Source organism: Pseudoalteromonas luteoviolacea, from assembly GCF_001696455.1.
Lineage (GTDB): Bacteria > Pseudomonadota > Gammaproteobacteria > Enterobacterales > Alteromonadaceae > Pseudoalteromonas > Pseudoalteromonas luteoviolacea_C.
The window spans coordinates 221,137-239,356 of the sequence record NZ_MAUJ01000002.1 but is presented as its reverse complement, the minus strand read 5'-3'; the positions used below and the strand labels follow the sequence as shown (position 1 = coordinate 239,356).

The 18,220-nt window shown below is 40.4% G+C and carries 21 protein-coding genes; 7 read left to right on the top strand and 14 right to left on the bottom strand.

Annotation, left to right across the window (positions count from 1 at the left end; translation table 11 throughout):
- Nucleotides 1–133: 133 nt before the first annotated feature.
- Both ykgO and A7985_RS09655 read right to left on the bottom strand, forming a co-directional pair.
- Nucleotides 134–274, bottom strand: a complete 141-nt coding sequence (gene ykgO, locus A7985_RS09660) for a type B 50S ribosomal protein L36 (protein WP_063365231.1) — start codon at nt 272–274, stop codon at nt 134–136.
- 95 nt (nt 275–369) lie between these two features.
- Entirely contained in the window at nt 370–627 is a 258-nt protein-coding gene (locus A7985_RS09655; RefSeq protein WP_065790259.1) for a type B 50S ribosomal protein L31, read from the bottom strand.
- Nucleotides 628–818: 191 nt separating this feature from the next.
- Between A7985_RS09655 and A7985_RS09650 the strand changes: the two genes are divergently transcribed.
- Complete coding sequence (locus tag A7985_RS09650) at nt 819–1,079, top strand: hypothetical protein (protein WP_065790258.1); 261 nt, start codon at nt 819–821, stop codon at nt 1,077–1,079.
- Nucleotides 1,080–1,217: 138 nt separating this feature from the next.
- On the opposite strand, the gene A7985_RS09645 is transcribed toward A7985_RS09650, so the two are convergent.
- Nucleotides 1,218–1,871: a DUF6058 family natural product biosynthesis protein gene (locus A7985_RS09645; RefSeq protein WP_065790257.1), complete on the bottom strand. Its 654-nt coding sequence runs from the start codon at nt 1,869–1,871 to the stop codon at nt 1,218–1,220.
- A 149-nt stretch (nt 1,872–2,020) separates the two neighbouring features.
- On the opposite strand from A7985_RS09645, the gene dapA reads away from it, so the two are divergent.
- Complete coding sequence (dapA, locus tag A7985_RS09640; RefSeq protein ID WP_065790256.1) at nt 2,021–2,935, top strand: 4-hydroxy-tetrahydrodipicolinate synthase; 915 nt, start codon at nt 2,021–2,023, stop codon at nt 2,933–2,935.
- A gap of 56 nt (nt 2,936–2,991) precedes the next feature.
- On the top strand, nt 2,992–4,290 hold the full coding sequence (locus A7985_RS09635; RefSeq protein ID WP_065790255.1) for a DEAD/DEAH box helicase: 1,299 nt from the start codon (nt 2,992–2,994) through the stop codon (nt 4,288–4,290).
- A gap of 154 nt (nt 4,291–4,444) precedes the next feature.
- On the opposite strand, the gene zapE is transcribed toward A7985_RS09635, so the two are convergent.
- From zapE to A7985_RS09620, 3 genes are all read right to left on the bottom strand, one after another.
- On the bottom strand, nt 4,445–5,527 hold the full coding sequence (gene zapE / locus A7985_RS09630; RefSeq protein ID WP_065790254.1) for a cell division protein ZapE: 1,083 nt from the start codon (nt 5,525–5,527) through the stop codon (nt 4,445–4,447).
- Nucleotides 5,528–5,766: 239 nt separating this feature from the next.
- The gene (locus A7985_RS09625; protein ID WP_065790488.1) at nt 5,767–6,402 is read right to left on the bottom strand and encodes a glutathione S-transferase family protein; all 636 of its coding nucleotides are present in this window, start codon (nt 6,400–6,402) and stop codon (nt 5,767–5,769) included.
- 328 nt (nt 6,403–6,730) lie between these two features.
- The gene (locus A7985_RS09620; protein ID WP_065790487.1) at nt 6,731–8,338 is read right to left on the bottom strand and encodes an AbgT family transporter; all 1,608 of its coding nucleotides are present in this window, start codon (nt 8,336–8,338) and stop codon (nt 6,731–6,733) included.
- Nucleotides 8,339–8,740: 402 nt separating this feature from the next.
- On the opposite strand from A7985_RS09620, the gene A7985_RS09615 reads away from it, so the two are divergent.
- The 3 genes from A7985_RS09615 to A7985_RS09605 all read left to right on the top strand — a co-directional run bounded on the left by A7985_RS09615 (nt 8,741) and on the right by A7985_RS09605 (nt 10,862).
- The gene (locus tag A7985_RS09615) at nt 8,741–8,938 is read left to right on the top strand and encodes a hypothetical protein (RefSeq protein WP_065790253.1); all 198 of its coding nucleotides are present in this window, start codon (nt 8,741–8,743) and stop codon (nt 8,936–8,938) included.
- Nucleotides 8,939–9,480: 542 nt separating this feature from the next.
- Entirely contained in the window at nt 9,481–9,789 is a 309-nt protein-coding gene (locus A7985_RS09610; RefSeq protein ID WP_065790252.1) for a hypothetical protein, read from the top strand.
- A 377-nt stretch (nt 9,790–10,166) separates the two neighbouring features.
- Entirely contained in the window at nt 10,167–10,862 is a 696-nt protein-coding gene (locus A7985_RS09605; RefSeq protein ID WP_065790251.1) for a sel1 repeat family protein, read from the top strand.
- A gap of 189 nt (nt 10,863–11,051) precedes the next feature.
- On the opposite strand, the gene A7985_RS09600 is transcribed toward A7985_RS09605, so the two are convergent.
- From A7985_RS09600 to A7985_RS09590, 3 genes are read right to left on the bottom strand one after another with little or no spacing between them, the layout of a single operon-like run.
- A complete protein-coding gene (locus A7985_RS09600) occupies nt 11,052–11,369 on the bottom strand; it encodes a hypothetical protein (RefSeq protein ID WP_256096683.1) in 318 nt (105 codons plus the stop codon).
- Complete coding sequence (locus tag A7985_RS09595; RefSeq protein WP_065790250.1) at nt 11,362–11,625, bottom strand: DUF3081 domain-containing protein; 264 nt, start codon at nt 11,623–11,625, stop codon at nt 11,362–11,364. Before A7985_RS09595 ends, A7985_RS09600 begins: the two co-directional genes overlap by 8 nt.
- Nucleotides 11,626–11,671: 46 nt before the next feature.
- Complete coding sequence (locus tag A7985_RS09590; protein WP_065790249.1) at nt 11,672–12,208, bottom strand: isochorismatase family protein; 537 nt, start codon at nt 12,206–12,208, stop codon at nt 11,672–11,674.
- A gap of 77 nt (nt 12,209–12,285) precedes the next feature.
- Here A7985_RS09590 and A7985_RS09585 point away from each other — a divergent pair, with 77 nt between their 5' ends.
- Nucleotides 12,286–13,227 (top strand): ribonuclease Z, encoded by a 942-nt coding sequence (locus A7985_RS09585; protein ID WP_176716719.1) that lies wholly within the window; start codon nt 12,286–12,288, stop codon nt 13,225–13,227.
- Here A7985_RS09585 and A7985_RS09580 read toward each other — a convergent pair.
- The 5 genes from A7985_RS09580 to astA all read right to left on the bottom strand — a co-directional run bounded on the left by A7985_RS09580 (nt 13,213) and on the right by astA (nt 18,189).
- Nucleotides 13,213–14,511: a DUF2252 family protein gene (locus tag A7985_RS09580; protein ID WP_065790247.1), complete on the bottom strand. Its 1,299-nt coding sequence runs from the start codon at nt 14,509–14,511 to the stop codon at nt 13,213–13,215. The genes A7985_RS09585 and A7985_RS09580 overlap by 15 nt on opposite strands.
- A gap of 2 nt (nt 14,512–14,513) precedes the next feature.
- Nucleotides 14,514–15,296 carry a polyphosphate kinase 2 family protein gene (locus tag A7985_RS09575; protein WP_065790485.1) on the bottom strand — a complete coding sequence of 261 codons (783 nt, stop codon included), beginning with the start codon at nt 15,294–15,296 and terminating at the stop codon, nt 14,514–14,516.
- 44 nt (nt 15,297–15,340) lie between these two features.
- Nucleotides 15,341–16,111: a helix-turn-helix domain-containing protein gene (locus tag A7985_RS09570; RefSeq protein ID WP_065790246.1), complete on the bottom strand. Its 771-nt coding sequence runs from the start codon at nt 16,109–16,111 to the stop codon at nt 15,341–15,343.
- A gap of 166 nt (nt 16,112–16,277) precedes the next feature.
- Nucleotides 16,278–17,081 carry a DUF1338 domain-containing protein gene (locus A7985_RS09565; protein ID WP_065790245.1) on the bottom strand — a complete coding sequence of 268 codons (804 nt, stop codon included), beginning with the start codon at nt 17,079–17,081 and terminating at the stop codon, nt 16,278–16,280.
- A 70-nt stretch (nt 17,082–17,151) separates the two neighbouring features.
- Complete coding sequence (gene astA / locus A7985_RS09560) at nt 17,152–18,189, bottom strand: arginine N-succinyltransferase (protein WP_065790244.1); 1,038 nt, start codon at nt 18,187–18,189, stop codon at nt 17,152–17,154.
- Nucleotides 18,190–18,220 lie beyond the last annotated feature (31 nt).

Below are 18,220 nucleotides of genomic sequence, written 5' to 3'. Positions count from 1 at the left end.
GTCATGAAATAAATTTTTTGGAATGAAATGTACAGGAAGTTTATTATTTTACGAGAGAGTTTTGAGTTGTGAAATGAGATAGGTCGACAAGCACTTTATGAGTAAAGTGCTCGGATTGAAAAACGCCAGAGATTTAACGCTTTTTCTTCTTGTTGCCTTGAACAGCTTTAAAACGAGGATTTGTTTTGCAAATTACATAAACTTTACCGCGACGTTTTACAACTTGACATCCAGGTCTGCTTTTTGCGCTTTTTAGTGAACTCAAAACTTTCATCTTATGCTCCTTACTTTTGATTTAAATTTTACGTGCCAGAAGGCGTCTTGACATCGCACTATTAACAGTGCGATGTCAATTTGGTGCTTTGCGTATTACTTAGATGTAGAAGCAATATTCTTAAAGCGGCGGTTGAACTTAGCAACACGGCCATCGCTAGCAACGATTTTCTGCTTACCTGTGTAGAACGGGTGAGAAGCGCTTGAAACATCGATTGGAACGTAAGGGTATTCTTTACCATCGATCTCAACTGTTCTATCAGTCTTGATAGTTGAACCAACGATGAAGTACTTGTCTACTGCCGTGTCATGAAATGCAACAGCTTGATAATCCGGGTGGATATTTGCTTTCATATTAAACTAAAACCTTATGAAATGTGATAACGTCACAATATTATTCTATTTGAGAATAGTTTTCAATTAATTCCAATAATTATTTTTTTAAGTGATTTTGCTTACTGTTTGTACTAATTAGCAAATTGTTACTGGATCTTCGACATCAGACTGTTATAACTTGGAACTAGATCGAGAAAGAGGATAACGCCGTGACTGAAGAATCACAACAATTAGACAATGGTGTCATTGCGGAATTGCAAAATAAGGATCATTCATCTTTAGCTCAACAACTAGATGGACTAACTTGCGATCACAGTGACATTGTAGAATTACTTGCGCAGTATCAAGTGTTGAGTGAACAAGACGATGATCAAAAATTTGATAATTGGTATGACAATTTATGTGAAGATCAACTCAGAGTATTGAAAAGCTTTGAAATATATCGTGCCCATTATGAAGACGCCAATTAGGTGTCTCATCCCCAACCCTGTGTCGTCTTATTAACAAAGTATGTAAAGCCACTTGATGTTTTAAGTGGCTTACCCTAGATGGTTCATTTAACAATTTAATTTAATGGCAGACCATTTATTGAAAATACTGTGACTATGCTATCCGATTGATAAATCGTATTTTTGCATCAAACTCTCAATGTACTTTTCGCGTAACGAAACGTTTCGCTCATGGCTAGCATGGTGACTGAGTGCCCGATTTAGTAGTTTGATTGCATCGTGAAGCTGGCTTCTCAACTCGACAGGGATAGAAGAGCTTGTTCTATCATCGGTAATAGAGTCTACAATGGCTCTGCCAAGGTCAATATAAACGACTTCTTCAATAAGCCCATTCAAGCTGATAACGCCATATTTGCTACATAAAAACTGTTGCCAAACTTGCTGGATATGTTCAGGTAAATCGTCCGAAAACCTAGCATCTTGAGAAACGATGCCTCTTTGGGCGCAGGCTTGCAAAGTGGTAACATACTTTTGCTGAAAGAGCTCAAAGGCATGGCTCGATTGTGAGATTGCGTTTTTTATTAATATTTGTGCCCAATCGGTAAGACCGCGAGGGTAATAATCGGTCATCTCGGTACATTCATATAGCCCCAAGTAAGAACTGCACTTAATGTGATTTTCAATACTATAGCTTGCATTTGGAAACAGACTATTGTCCTGCCATAGTTGCAGCTGGGCTAAGTTAATTTTCAACAAGCTGCATAACTCTTGGGTGTCATAAAAATTCGTTTTAAGGTACTCAGAAAGTCGCATTGTATATACTGGTTAAATGTACAGTGTTTTGATTTTGTATTAAATCTCATATTTAAGCAAGAAAATTCGCATTTCTTTATTTTTACTCTCGGCATAGTGAGCCAATTGTGTTACAACATATCGTATATTCACAATCAGTTAGAATTTGCATGCGAAGTATACAAACCATAAAAAAAGCCAGCTTAATTACAGCTATAAAAACCCCATATAAAATGAATGGAGAGATTGACCTTGTTGCTTATGACGCCTTGGTTGAAACTCAGATTGAAGCCGGTGTTGATGGTATTATTGTAGGTGGTACGACTGGTGAAGGTCAGTTAATGAATTGGGAAGAGCACTTAATGCTGATCGCACACAGCGTCAGTAAGTTCTCTGAGCGCCTTATTATCATTGGAAATACAGGGAGTAACAACACTCGAGAAGCCGTAAAGGCGACGGAGTATGGTTTTGCTTCTGGTATGGACGCAGCGCTTCAAATAAATCCTTATTATGGCCGTACTTCTACTGAAGGCGTGATGGAACACTTTAATCGCGTACTCGAAATAGGTCCTGCATTTATTTACAATGTACCTGGTCGAACTGGACAAGACTTAACGCCTGATATTATTGAGCCGTTATCTAAGAGTAAGCACTTCATTGGCGTTAAAGAATGTGCTGGTAATGAAAGAATTGCGCATTATGAAGCACAAGGCATTGCATGTTGGTCTGGGAATGACGATGAAGCACATGATGGCAGACACCTTTCTCAGTCTCACGGTGTAATTTCAGTAACTTCAAACCTAGTACCTAAGCTGTTTAGACAGTTAATGGATGAGCGCAATGATGCGTTAAACAAAGAATTAAACCCATTGGTAAATTGGCTGTTCTGTGAACCAAACCCAATTGCTATTAACACCGCTCTGATAATGACTGGCGTAATTAGCCCAGTATTCAGATTGCCATATGTACCTCTAAGTAAAGAGCAGCAAATGCAGGGGCAATCACTGATCAATGCCATTGACGAGCAATACATCGTTGGCGGAAAAGCAAATTTAGTGGATGAAACACTACTTAAGCTTTGTTAATGTCAATTAATGACGTATAATCTGCGACCCTCATTATTGGTCGCAGGTTTGTCGTTATGAATTTTAAATCGTTTAGTTTCCCAGAGCCTATGTTAGAAGCCCTTGATAGTATTGGCTTCAAAGAGCTTACACCTATTCAACAGGCGGCCATTCCTGTTATTAGGAAAGGGCACGACGTACTCGCGACTGCGCAAACTGGCACAGGCAAAACTGCAGCATTTGCGCTCCCAGTAATTCACAACCTGCTAAAAGGCACTGCGTCGACATCTCCACGTGCTCTTGTGCTCGCTCCAACTCGAGAGTTGGCTGAACAAATCGCGAATAACTGTGAGTCTTTCACACAAAATACATCATTACGAACGGTCGCCGTTTTTGGTGGTGTTAGTGTAGAAGGCCAGTCACAACGTCTGGCGCAAGGGGTTGATATTGTAGTGGCAACACCTGGTAGGTTATTAGATTTAGTAAGACTTGGCAGTGTTGATTTATCGAATATTGCGCACTTAGTGCTGGATGAAGCAGATCGTATGTTAGATATGGGCTTTATCGATGAGATGCGTAAAGTTATAGGCCTTGCGCGCGAAGATAAACAGTTGTTGCTATTTTCAGCTACTTTCCCATCAGAAGTTAAACAGTTTGCCAAGCAAGTTTTAAAAGATCCAAAGCTAGTTCAGACAGCACCAGAGAATACGACTGCTGAAACCGTACGTCATGTTGTCTACCCAGTAGAGCAACAACGTAAGAAAGAGTTGTTATCAGAGCTTATTGGTAAGAAAAATTGGCAGCAAGTACTTGTCTTTGTAAATATGAAAGATGATGCAGACGCGATTGTTAAAGAGCTAGAACTAGACGGTATAGCCTCGACCGTATGTCACGGAGACAAAAAGCAGGGCGCGAGGCGTCGCGCTCTAAGAGAGTTTAAAGAAGGTAAGGTACGCGTGCTTGTTGCAACTGAAGTCGCAGCTCGTGGTATAGACATCGAAGGTTTACCACGAGTCGTAAACTACGATTTACCTTACCTCGCAGAGGACTATGTTCACCGAATTGGTCGGACAGGTCGTGCAGGTAATTCTGGGCAAGCTATTTCGTTTGTAAGCAGAGAAGAAGAACAATTCTTATTGCACATCGAAACTTTGATTGGGCAGAAGATCAAGCGTTACTATCTACCAGGCTACGAAGTTGCAAACCGAGATAATCTAATAGAAAACCTGAGCAAGAAGCCGAGCCACCAAAGAAGAAAAGTTCGTACAAATAGACCGAGTAACCAAGCGAGTGGTGAAGCGAGAGCCAAGAACCGTAGCAAAGTAAGCTCGGTAAGAAACCGTTTGAAGGGCGTTAAACTGAAACTGGACAAATAAGCGTTTAACTAGCTAATCGGTGAATAGTGGTTTTAATTTCAGACCACTATTCACTTAGTCCTATTCCCACCTCTTTTTTTCAATCCACATACTCGATTGAGTACTCGCATACAAAAAGCTGATGCTATAATGCGTTATTTTGAGCGTTAAATGGTTAAATGGTTAAATGCCAAGATTGCATTTCGACTAGCCTGCTTTTTGTGCGTTCAAACTCAAAAGACAACTGTTCTCCCACATATAGTGTCTCTAAAGGGCAGTTTGCTGAAATAACAACAAGCTTTTTGCGGTCATAAAATTCGTCGATAAGTGCGATAAAGCGTCTTGCTTCATCATCTAAACGACTTGTTTGTATCATTGACGTTTGACGAATATAACCATCTTCAACACCTTGCGTTAACTGACTTTGAGTTGGAGTACAGCCCATTTTAGGCACTGACTGAACAAAAATAACATCGTATCGATTAGCTAATTCAATGTAATCAGCTGTCGCCCTTGGTGAGGAACATAAAGACATAAATTCAAATAGAAGCGCTGATGGCGATGAGCCATTTATAGGCACTGTTCGGCCCAAAAGTTCTATGTTTGAGTGATGTCTAGAGCCTGAGGCTTGAGTAAATAGCGAATCAAACATCTCTTGGTTATCGTTGAAATAAAAATGGCTTTGAAAGCCATGCCTAAATCGATGATCAATTTCACCTGACAATCCAACTACGTGACAATGTTTTAACAGCAAATCGATAGTTGGCTCGAAACGGGACCGCTGCAACCCGTTTTTGTAGAGCTCAGTCGGGTGTGAATTAGAGGTCGTAACAAAAATGATACCGGATTTAATGAACGCATCTAATAAGCCAGCCAAAATCATTGCATCTCCAATGTCTTTCACAAAAAACTCATCAAAGCACAGTACTTTTGTAGTCTTTGCCCATATTTTAGCTATTTTTTGCAAGGGGTTCTTAGTGCCTTGAATCTCTTTAAGCTGCTGATGGATCTGAGCCATGAAGTGGTGAAAATGTAACCTTTTCTTTTTCTTTGATTTTACCGCTTTGAAAAATAAATCCATTAAAAAAGACTTTCCTCGACCTACAGGACCATAGAGGTATATACCCTTACTTACTTGGCTTTGCTCGAGTTGAAGTAACAATTGATCTAATTTGAGTATTGCTTCGCTCTGTGCGTTATCAGAGGTTAAAGACCCTTCACTCACAAGCTGTTCGTATTTAGTTTGAATGGTGTACATTTAACTTATTATTGAATATTTACTGCGGACTATAGTAGCGTGGCAAGGAAGTAATATGAAGGGTTGAAAGCGCCATTGCCTTATATGTTTGTTTGGCTAGCGGAGAGTGCTTGTGTTGTATTTTATTTAGTCGCAGATGCTATAAATATGATTATGTAAAATTACACCTTTCTATATATTTAATCAGTGGGTAATGTAGTTAATCAAAGGCGGTGAGCAAACCGCCTTCACGTTAATCATTATTTATAAGGGCTAAGATCGGTTTGTTCGGTTTCACATACTTTTTTAATCACGGGATGTTTTGCCATCGATCTTAAATAACTCGCCAAGTGTTCAAATTGAAGTGGTGGCTTGTTTAATTCATCAGCCCACACACAAAGCATAAACAAGTAACAGTCACAAATTGTGAATTGCTCGTTCACAACGTAGTTTTTTCCAGCTAAATGGCGGTCGATAATTTCAAGCATACCAACTAGTCGGCTTTGCTGCGTTTTAATTATGTCATCGTACATTAACGCACTCTGAGTGTGACGTTCAGGGTAGAAATAGATCATTAACTCTGCTTGAACTGTGGTCGTAAAGTACATAAGCCACTGGTAAAACTCGCCTTTTTCTTTTGGTTCTGATGGTATTAGTTGAGATTCAGGATGTTTTTCAGCGAGATATAAGCAGATGGCTCCACTTTCAAATAGAACAAAATCATCATCGACTAAGGTGGGGATCCTTCCTGTGGGGTTTAGTCTTAAGTATTGGGCAGACTTATGAGCATGCTTTTTCCTATCTACAAGCTCAAGTTGGTAGGGAACGTTAAGTGCTTCTAAAACAAAGTGTGGGGCGAGACTGGCATTACGTGGGTAATAAAACAAAGTGTACATAGCTGGCCTTATCATCAAGTTTTTTATTGGCTGGAAAGCTCCTTTTATGGTAATTCCTTAAGGACTTTAGGACAGCATTTGAACAATAACAAATAAAATGCTCTATTTTTATTCAAAAATTTATATCCAGCAAAAGTCATTTACAAGATTAACCATAACTTTCTCAAGCGTTAATGATTTTACCTTAATTGGGGATTTTCTGTGAAGGGGATTTGAATGGTGTTGTTAAATAATGAATATTATTATGTATAAAATATATGCTTAGAAGCTAAGAGAGAGATATTAAGGGCATTAAATGAATTCACACATAATGCCCTTATATAACGACTTAAGGCGTGTAATAGATTGGAGAGTTAGGGCCTACTGGAAGACCGAACCCAAACACCCAAATGTAGAATAGGGCAACCCAACCTACAAAGAAGAACATGCTATAAGGCAGCATAGTTGCAACTAGAGTACCTATGCCCATATCTTTTTTGTATTTGGTCGCGACAGCGAGTATTAAGCCAAAGTAACTCATCATTGGTGTGATTAGATTAGTAACAGAGTCACCAATACGATAAGCAGCCTGAATGGTTTCTGGCGCATAACCGACCAGCATTAACATCGGAACGAAAATAGGTGCAGTGACAGCCCACTGAGCTGAAGATGAACCTAAACTCAAGTTTACCAGTGCACACATAAGGATAAACAATACAAAGACTTCAGGCCCCGTTAGGTTTAGCGCTTGTAAGAGGGCTGCCCCGTTGATTGCCAAGATAGTACCTAAATTTGTCCACTTAAAGAACGCAACAAATTGAGCCGCAAAGAAAACAAGTACAATGTACATGCCCATCGAGCTCATGCTTTTACTCATCGCATCGATAACGTCGCGGTCATTTTTCATGGTGCCAACAACGCGGCCATAAACAAAGCCTGGAATCGCAAAGGTAACAAAAATAAATACTACAATACCTTTTAAGAATGGAGAGCCAGCTACTGCGCCAGTCTCAGGGTGGCGTAAAATGCCGTCTTCAGGCACAATTGTCAAAGCGAGAAGTGCTGACACAACTAACAGAGAAACACCAGCCCATTTCAAGCCAGATTTTTCTTTTTCAGTAAGATGTTCAATATTATTTTCTGAAAGGTCAATGCTCGCTTCATTTGGATCGTATTTGCCAAGTCTTGGCTCAACAATTTTTTCCGTGACCAATGTACCCACAATCGCAATCAGGAATACTGAAATCATCATGAAATACCAGTTTGCTTCTGGGCCAACCTGATAGGTAGGATCTATCATTTGAGCTGCTGGCGTCGTAATACCTGCAAGAAGCGGGTCAATGGTACCAAGTAATAGGTTGGCGCTATAGCCACCGGATACACCAGCAAACGCTGCGGCTAATCCTGCTAGCGGGTGTCTGCCAAGGCTATGGAAAATCATGGCAGCAAGTGGGATCAGAACGACATACCCTAATTCTGATGCTGTGTTTGAAAGGATTGCCGCAAAAACAACCATAAAGGTTACAAGGCGTTTTGAAGCCCCCATCACCATGCCACGCATTGCCGCAGATAACATGCCTGAATGTTCGGCAACACTTACGCCTAATAGCGCAACAAGCACAGTACCTAGCGGAGCAAACCCAGTAAAGTTAGTTACTAAGCCAGTGACAATTTTCTGTAGACCTTCTGCACTTAATAAACTAACAACTTCGATAACACCATCTGCGTCTCGACCTTTCGCGCCTTCTGGGCGAGGATCAATTGCGCTTAATCCCATCCAGTCGGCGATACCGCTGAATATAACGATTGCAATACAGAACATCGCAAAAAGAGTGATAGGGTGAGGAAGCATATTTCCTAAAAATTCTACCGTCGCCAAAAAGCGGTTAAATAAACCACCTTGTTGCTCGGGAGATTGGGAGTCTTGCTTAGCTTTAGTCTCTACTGCATTCGACATAGCAATTTTTCTCGGTTCCAAAAAATGCGGCATACCTTATCACTTTTTCATTCAGTGGTCATTTATTAAAGTTAACTAAAAGTGAAAATGAGATAAAATTACAAGTTATGCTGATAAAGAGCGCTGTGATACAAGGTTATACTCAAGTTCTGATGTTTTTTAGAGTGAAAAATGAACTATTATATTTCTCGTGTGAATTGAGGTATGAAATATTCTATTGCTAAGTGTTTGGCTTTCAAAAAGATAAGTACAGTCAAGTGACGAAGCCAACCCCCCATCCACATCACTTTAGGCTTATTCTTTTATCTATGCTTACAATTTTGTTTGGGCCAATCTGTTATTAATCGTATCTCAGGTTTGGGGAGGTCTTCTTCATTTGTTGGTACAGGAGCAGGACCATTTATGCTCGAAGGTACGCAGCCCGATGCTAGCTGTTTGGTAGTGGGTACTCGTTGTCTCGAGCTAGAGCATCTACAGCCGTTTTATGTGGTAGACTTGGCGGGTTGTCAAGTGATTGTGATGGTGTTGTTTGTTAGGGGAAAAATGGATAACCCATTTGGAGTCGTTTTAGTTTTGTTTTCAGCTTCTTTGGTAATATAAGGAGCGATTTTTTTATTACACTACTTTGCAAAGCTGTGTAGTGAATGGCAGGTAGTAAAAGCGTTGCTAGTAAAAGGGTTTATATCTATAATTTCAGCTTTTTTGATATTTTTAATCAGCGGTAACCATCTAGACTATTTTGAGCGTAAGTGTACGAAATCTAACTCCATTAAGCAAAACAAATGAATTAACCTGAATTTCGATATACAATTAAATAGTAAAATATACATGGCCTATGCAATATTACCAGTTAAGATAACTTCACCTGAGCGGCATTACTAGCAAAATGTATTGAGAGGGAAATTACATTAAAGCCTTGTATTTCTTAAGGCTTTTATAACTTGTAGGTTGAGACTTAAGAATACAAACCCGTTAACCCAAGTTTTTATAATTGATGCTTGTAATTCGAAAGAGTGTTTCTAATGGTTTCTTCTACATAACTTGTTGTTTGGATCAGAAATGTTGGCTTGAATGGTCTACGACGATAATTTATTAGGGGCAACAGGTACAATCTCGGGTTATGTTACAATAAAGTGAGAGTTATGAATCATAAACACCTTATATTAAAGTTACCTTTGAGTATTACACTGGTTTTATGCACTAAAGGTGGGTACTTTTTAGGTGCACCGCTATTTGCAGTTTATTATTACTTTTCCTACAAGGGAATATTAAACTCAAAGAACTTTACTGAACATGATAAAGGTTTATTCAAAAAAACGCCGTACTGTATTGCGATTGCTACATTTGGTGGCGTTTTTGAATTAATGTTTATATTTGCTTTAGCGTGTTTATGGTATTTTTATTTTATTATAAGTGTTGATCCAGTTCCAGGTGAAAATAAAAGTGATTAAGAATAATTGATATTTAAAAGAAGTGCGGGTAATAAATCGTGTTTCTTTTTGACGCTAAAAATTAAATATAATAAACAGAAAATTTTTAATATTCCCCGCACGGCTGGAGAGGGTATTGTTCTGGTCGAGGTCCGTGAATAGACTTTAGAGTGAATATGCCTTAATAGCATCACTTTAAAGTGTACCTATTTTAACTTTAGTAAAAACAGAGCTTCTCCTATCATTTCAATAATGGTGAAAAGTTAGGCGCTCAAATCATGACGGAAATATAAATATAACACTTTCCCTGGTGCCAATGCATTTGTTAGCGCTTTTTGGTTCCCAATGGGTAAACCATGAGCATAGTTAAAAAGCAGAAAAATGATGAGTAATATGTGATGAAGTATATAGTTTTATTAAGTCTTACAATGACGTTATTGGTGAATGCACAGGCACTGGCGAAAGAGTCTTCGGAAGAGCTTTATGCAATTGCAGATCAGTATTATAAAACAAAAGGAGGCAAAGATTTCTCACCGGAAAAGGCCTATCAACTTTTTCGTAAAGGTGCTGTATTAGGTCATGTTCCGTCAAAAAATATGGCTTATGTTGTGTTCAATGTTTACCCTAAAACATTGTTTCCACACATGGAGGAGGCGATCCATTTTCTAGCTGATGCGGCAAAAGCCAATAATAAATTTGCTCAGTTCAATTTAGGCATGGTTTTGACTCAGGGAAGCTACCTTGAAAAAAATGTAACTCTTGCTAATAAATGGCTTTATAGTTCAGCTTTGCTCGGTTATAAAACAGCGCATGTTTACCACGGTATCAATCTAGTGAATCAATATATGCCACAAAGAAATGAGCTAGACCTGTCTGAAGAAGAGTTTGAGGTGGTAGCTGGCGAGTTGAGTCACGCTGAAGACTTAAAACATGTTGAAGGAGTTATACAGCTTGCTCGCTTCCATTTTGTAGAAAAAGGCAACCTTGAAGAAGTAAAAAGGCTTACAGAGCTGGCAATCGAATGGGGTGGAGAGGACGCGCTTGCTATACTAAAAACCACGGAGTTTTGGGATCTAGTCAAAAACAAGCAATAGGGGAGAAGACGATCCTATTAGCAGTATAATTTAGGGTAGGTGCTGACCTCTATTTGCATAGAAATTTAACGCATCCACATGATATACAATAGAAATCATCGTTTACTTTAGGGCTTTTTAGGCGGAAGCCCTTCCGGTTTTTTAGAAATAATCACAGTGTTTGTTTTTGGATCTTTCATCTCAATTTCATCAATCAGTATTTTGTATTATACCTTTAAATAATAAAGGGTATTTTCTAAGTCGTATCCCTATGTAATCGTCGGCCATGATTTGATTACAGATACGCGCTATATCATCGTCGACTGCAAGCACCCATTGCATATGCTCGATTGCACGTTGGAATCCTTTTTTCAAAAACCGTTGCTGTTGATAAAACTCACAGTTTTCGTTTAGGGTTGTTATCTTGTTTGGGGAGTTTTGCAGCTCTGCTATCACTTTATAAATGTAATCTTCACATGTATTATTATCGCGCTTTTGTCGCCTTCTCGTTTTGCGCATATTACGCATCGGCTTTCTCAGCGATTTGTTGCAACTTACGCATAAAGTCATCCTTTTGAGACTCTTTGTCATATTCAAAGTGGTAGGTATTATGAAAGCCAAATCGAAGTAACACACCACTGCCTTTGAGATAGATAGTGTACCCATCAGGATCCGAAAAGGCGGTTACTCCGTCGAGCTGTTTACCAAGATCATAATCTTGCCCATGTTGTATTATATATTCATACACTTTCAGCACTAAATTCGTGCTCAATTCATTTTTCATGACGTCGCCATTTTTTAAAACTATTGATTCATACTCACATTGTGGTTTATTGGATCAATTTAGACACTTGTTTAAACTGAGGATGTTTCGCGTCTCTGAGGGCTTCAAACAAAAATGTTTCTAGGCATATGACCTTTGCGCCATCGCTGCGCAGTTGGTCTAACGCCCAATTTTTATGCTGCAACTTTCTTGAGCAGACACCATCAGCCAAAATGTAGACCGTGTTTCCTTGCTTAAGCAAATCTTGTGCAGTTTGATAAACACATATATGTGTTTCTAACCCGACTATCACTTTGATACTTGTATTCGAGAAATTTTCAACTTCATTTAATTCGTTTGCTTTACATGCACTGAAAGTTGTTTTTTCAATAACCTTAGACGCAAAGGAAGAGAGGCGTTCATCGGTATGGCCTAGCCCTTTTGGGTATTGTTCAAACATAATTGTCGGAATGTTGAGTATGTGAGCTGCGGTGAGGAGCTTGTGTGTGGCTTTTATAACACTTTCGTACTCTTCTATATGTGGTTGAAAGTTTTGTTGTATATCAACAACCAGAATTTGATAGTTAAGAGGGTGCTCGTCCATTTAGTAATCCTTTAGTTATGACAAAAGTTACATTAAACTCACTGTGATTTATAACACACACGTTGTCTAGTTTATTTATGCAATTAGAATTTTTAGGGACTTCGTCCGGAAGCCCTACAACTTACCGTAACATGTCTGCAACGGCAGTAAAATTTGAGAAGAGTAAGCAATGGTTATTGGTGGACTGTGGTGAGGGGACACAACATCAAATATTAAGGTCTAAGCTAACACTCTATCAGCTAGGTGTCATTTGCATTAGCCATATTCATGGAGATCATTGCTACGGTTTGCCTGGGCTTATCGCATCGATGGCGATGTCTGGCAGGCAGGAACCCGTTTATATTATTGCCCCAGAAAAAGTAATTGCTTATTTAAACGCCACATTTTCACTTACCGATGTCGCGCTACCTTTTGACTTAAAAACGATATCAATTGAGCATGTGCAAAGCGCATTAGAGTTTGACTATTGTAAAGTGGAAGTTTTGGAGTTAAAACACCGTGTGCCAAGTTATGGGTTTAAAATTACAGAAAAACTAATCCCCAACAAATTGCGCATAAAGTTGCTTAAGGAAGATGGCATCCCCACAGGAGCGCATTTCAATCTGTTGCAAAAAGGGCGTGATGTTGAGTTTGACGGACAAGTGCTTCACTCTGAAAAATATGCATTTCCAAGTTGGCAGCCGCGAAAAATTATTGTTTGTGGTGACAATGAAAAGCCCAGTTTACTAAAACCGTATGTATTAGATGTGGATTTAGTGGCACACGAGGCAACGTTCACACATAGTGATCTAAAAAAGGTGGGCCACCACACTGGGCATAGCGATGCAAAACGTATTGCACAATTTGCGGAGTCAGTTGCGCTACCTATGCTAGTTTTAACGCATTTTAGCGTGCGGTATCACGGACCTGGGCTCCTAACTAACTTAGAATCCGAGGCCCAGTCTAACTATAGTGGAACGCTTTTGTTAGCCGATGATGGCACCATCGTAGACGTTCCCAAAAAACTACTTTCTGAGTGACTTAAATATTGCCCAATCAGACTTTACTTGTTGGGCATAGTTATTCGCTAAATCAATGAGTGTGTCGCAAAGTGGTGGTAATGTCTCTATACAAGCTTGTTGGAACGACATAGAGCGCCTATCGCCACGCATATGGGCATAACTAAGCACCTCAGCACAGCTTTGTGCATATTGGCTGAAGCCCTGTTTTTGAGCAGCCCGCTTGCCCAGCACAATATGTTCCGGGTCAATGCCTACGCGGGCGTGGTGGCGAGACCTAACCAGCCAGTGGATCCCTTGCCAAAGTGCATCATCAATAATGAGGTCGGGCCTACGCTGCATTTTTCGCTGGCAATTTACAGTTAAATGAGCTTGATTTAGTCTGTTTACAGGGCTCATATCTGTAAAATAGTGGAGAGGCGCAGCAAGTGTTTGTTGTTTAACTTCAACAATATGGTAAAGCTCTATCGGCGCTTGTGTCCTTGGACCCACCAATAAATAATAGCGTTTCAGGTTGTTGCTACCAGTACCTGCATCTAACCTTTCTACGCAGTCAATGATATCATCATCAACATAGGGTCTAAATTGCGTGATCAAGTTCGTTTTGATGTCGTTATGGATAGGTTCAAATTTTTGTGGATCTGATTTGAAGCACAGTGGGTAAGTCGCTAACTCAACATTCTTAGCAAGGCTGCTTTTTAAGTTAAAGGCGGACCCGCCCACCAATCGTTGTAGCCCTTTTTGCCAACGCTTGTGTAATATGTGGTCTTGTTTGAACTGAGTTATTGCACTTTGACTGTTATTTTCACCTCGTAAAGAAGCTTCGCATGTCAGTATATATTGCTGAAGAAAGCTATTCTGTGCAGCCTGAACATCTTGGGTAGATACCAAAGGCTTTTGTCGCAAGGTTAAGTCGTCAGTACTTTCTTGAAGTTGCTGACCAGCTTGCTGGGCGAGGTTGAGACTCACTAAATAGCGAAATAGATCCCAAATTGCGTGACCGACGCAGGCATCATCGAAATCATTGGGTGAGAAGACAAGCGTTTCTCCGTGGGAGCCTTCTTCACTTAAAAAGCCGAAATTACTGGTATGGCAATCCCCCATGATGGTGGTTACCGGGATTTCGTATGCGCTGTCTGGCAACCCGATAAGACCGTCAAAGATGTCTTGATACATAAGTGGAGCAGTCCCTCGGAAAAAGTGGAAAGGGCTTGATGCCATTTTCTCATGCTTTCCTAACGACAGCGACGGCTCACAGCCATCGTGGTGGTTAAAATAAGTGCTTAATAACTGCTCGCGATTCATGCTTACATCCTCTTTTGTTTAATGCCAAGTTGCTGCTCTGCCAATTCCACAACTTTCGGGTCTACTGGAGGCGGCTCAATGACCATTCCCTCACGTAAAGCTTGAGTGAGGCTCTTTATTACCTCAACGCGTGTGTACCATTTATGGTCGGCCAATATAACGGACCATGGAGCCCGATTTGTATGCGTTTTTTTCAGCATTTCATTGATTGCCACTTCGTACTCACTGCGCTTGTTTCTATTTCTAATGTCTTCTTGAGTTAACTTCCAACGCTTGTAGGGATTATTCAGACGCTCTGAAAATCGCTTGAGTTGTTCGTCACTACTGATATGTAAAAACAGTTTTATGACTTTAATGTTATCGTCAGTCAAAAGTTGCTCAAATTCATTAATTTCTCGATAAGCGCGCTGCCAAGCCGAATCGCTGGCAAACCCTTCGACTCGTTCAACTAGCACCCTGCCGTAGTAAGAGCGGTCGAATATGGTCAATGTACCTGCCTTAGGCAGTTTATTAAAAAACCGATAAAGGTAGTGTTTGCCTTGCTCATCTTCGGTTGGTGCACTAATAGGGAATACCTGATAACCGCGAGGGTCTAACCGCTCGGTTATACGGCGAATTGCACCGCCTTTTCCTGCTGCGTCCCAGCCTTCAAAAACGATTACTGCGCGTTGTCCTTGGTGGTAATACGCTTGTTGCACATGAAGTAATTCGTTTTGCCAGTACTTTAACGCTTGTTTGTATGCTTTTTTGGTATCAATCGCAGGGTGTTTTTCATACCCAGCGATTAATGTTGGAGTGCTTTTTGCGCGGTCTAGATTTGTCTGGTTACTCACCTTGCTAACCTCGTCCTGTATTGTTTTGGTGTGATTTGCATCACTTTTTTAAACTGACGAATGAAATGAGACTGATCTACATACTCTAGGTCATGAGCAATGTCTGTCAGTGGCTTGTTCGGACTATGCTTGATGGCATTTCTTGAGTTAAATACTTCCACCAAGGTTGCATATTCTTTAGGACTCATGCCAATTGACTCTATAAATGCTCTTTCAACACGTCTGCTGTTTAGGCCTAGTTTGTCATACATGTGTGCGAGCTTTATTGACCTAGGTTGGTTATCTATCTGTATTAATGTTGTAGAAAAAGCAAGGGGAAGCTGATAATTGGTCTTATTAAAGTGATGTTCTAACCAACTGCATAGTGCATGTATTCTCTGCAGAGGCGTCAACTTAGGTGTCATTACTTTTGCTTTTAAGAAGCCGGTATTTAAAACTTCTTGCAATTCAATGCATTCATTTTTTATATATTTCAGAGGTATATTTGACAGGCGCTTTGCTCCTAATGGGGTGAGCCGTGCGCCAACCATGTGCAGTGCGTGGGTATTAAAGTGCCACAATCGGGACGTTGTTTGGGGGCCTAACAAGTATGCGCCTGCGCGCATTGAGACGTCTTTAATTACTGACTCACCAGACAGTACTAATAATATAGAAATGCATCCATCGCTGTGAATTGCTTGCGCTTGGGCGGATATTGGGCCATCGGTATACCAAAAGTTAATAATGTAAGGGGCGAGCGCGGGTGGTGGAGTGATTGCTGTATACACGTATGCCTCTATATCCTTGGAGATTAATCAGCTTGAGTTAAATTAACATTCGTCCTTATTCTCTCAATCTACATGGTCTACAAATTTGGGGCAAGAAAAAAGCAGCCAAAGGCTGCTTTGCGTGTTTAAGTTAGTTTTACTTCAATTAATATTAACGCGAGAAGTATTATCTGGCGTTAGTACTTTCGAAGATTTTATCTGCTGATGCGGCAACAAATCCGGTGTACAGCTCTCCGTCTGGTTTGTTGTAACGAAGTGCAAACTCATAGAAGCAACTTGGGATTTCAAATTCACCATCAGAGAACTTAACTGGTTGGTGATCTGCAAGTGTTGAAGATTGCTCTAATAAAACTTCAGGAGAGCCTTTAACTTCACCACCAGACGTATTCAGCGCAAACCCTGCATCTTTAAGTGCAGAGTTAACAGCTTCAATAGTTTCAAAGTTTGCTAAGTAGTTGATGCTCACAGTAAAGTGGTTTGCACGGTAACCCCATGCAGACATCCATGCAGCATACTCACTTTCTTCTAGCAATTTTTTATACGTTTCGTTGCTTACTTGCCAGTGAGTACCAGAGTAAAGGAAGTTTTCAGCCGTTACTGCGCTTTCATCAATGCTGTCGATCATAGTTGCGACGATGGACTGAAGTTCTTCAGAGCATTTCTCTAGTAAGAGTTCAGAAATAAATACTTTTGGCTTGCTAGGATCACTGTGCTCATAGTGTTTAGCATATAGCTTCTTAGCTTCAAAGTGGTACTCGCCACACTCTTTGTAACCAACAGCCTTGAAGTGTGCAGCAAGCTTTTCTAACCCTACTTTCTCGTGGTTAAAAGTACGTAAAGCGATGTGATCGTTGATGACATCATCTTGCTGCGTTGAACCTAATAGCTCATGAACTTTTACCGCTGATGGAGTGACCTCTAAATAGTTGCTCCATAAGTTTTCGAATAAGCTATCTACATTGTTGTGCATAATGACAATTCCTTAAAATAGCGGCTTGGCCGCGTGTTAATGTTACGACAAAGCACGACGTATTTGATTGTTATAAAACGAATCCACTGATTTTGTCGCCAGCACTTAATTTAAGTGCTTGCGCTGTTTCATGGTTAACCGTAAATGTTTTCGTTGCTTCATCCCACATCGCTTCAGTTGTGAAAGTCGCTCGAAATCCTGTTAGCTGCCCGTTTGATAAAGCCCACGTAGCTTCTGTACTAGGCACCTGCTGAGCAATCTGCTGAGCAATCACTAGAGTCCCAATTTGAGTTTCTCTTACCGTACGGATGTTTTCTAATCTGGCCTCAATGGTTGGCCCAGCATCGAATAGATCGACGTAACCCCTATGTTCAAACCCTTCTTTTTGCAATAGCCTCAGTGCTGGCTTGGTTTTTTCATGTACATGACCAATCACTGCCTGTGCTTCTGGACTCAATAGATTGGCATAAATGGGGTATTTAGGCATCAGTTCAGAAATAAATACTTTGTCACCAAGGCCAACCAAGTGGTCAGCTTGAGGGAACTCGATACTAAAAAAGTGCTCCTCAAGCCATTGCCAAAAAGGGCTATGTCCATTTTCATCGCTCACACCGCGCATTTCAGCAATGACTTTGTCGCTGAATCTTTGTTTATGTTCAGCCATAAACAAGAAACGAACTCGTGACAAAAATCTACCAGCCAAACCGCGACGAAACTGTTCTCTCAAAAATAGTGTGCAGATTTCTGAGCTTCCAGTGTAATCATTACAAATCGACAGTATGTCAACGGTATTGTAGACATTCAATGTGCTTGAATGATGGACTGTTTTACCTTGATGGTAGTGGTACAACGGGATCTGCATTCCAACGGCCGCTTCAATGGCGGTGGTGCCTATAATGTCACCCGTTTGTGAGTCTTCAAGAACAAACAAGTAGCCCTCATCCATAGGTGCATCGAGTACCTTTTCGAAGCTCTCTTGTGAGCGCTGTATTTTGTTCTTTAAAAGTTCATCGTCAACAGGCAACGAAGTAAATCCATGTCCTGACTCTATTGCGATGGTTTTTAAAGCAGCGAAGTCTTCGCTGCTGATAGGTCTAAGTACTTGCATAGGAGTATCTAAAAGGGCGGAATCCCGCCCA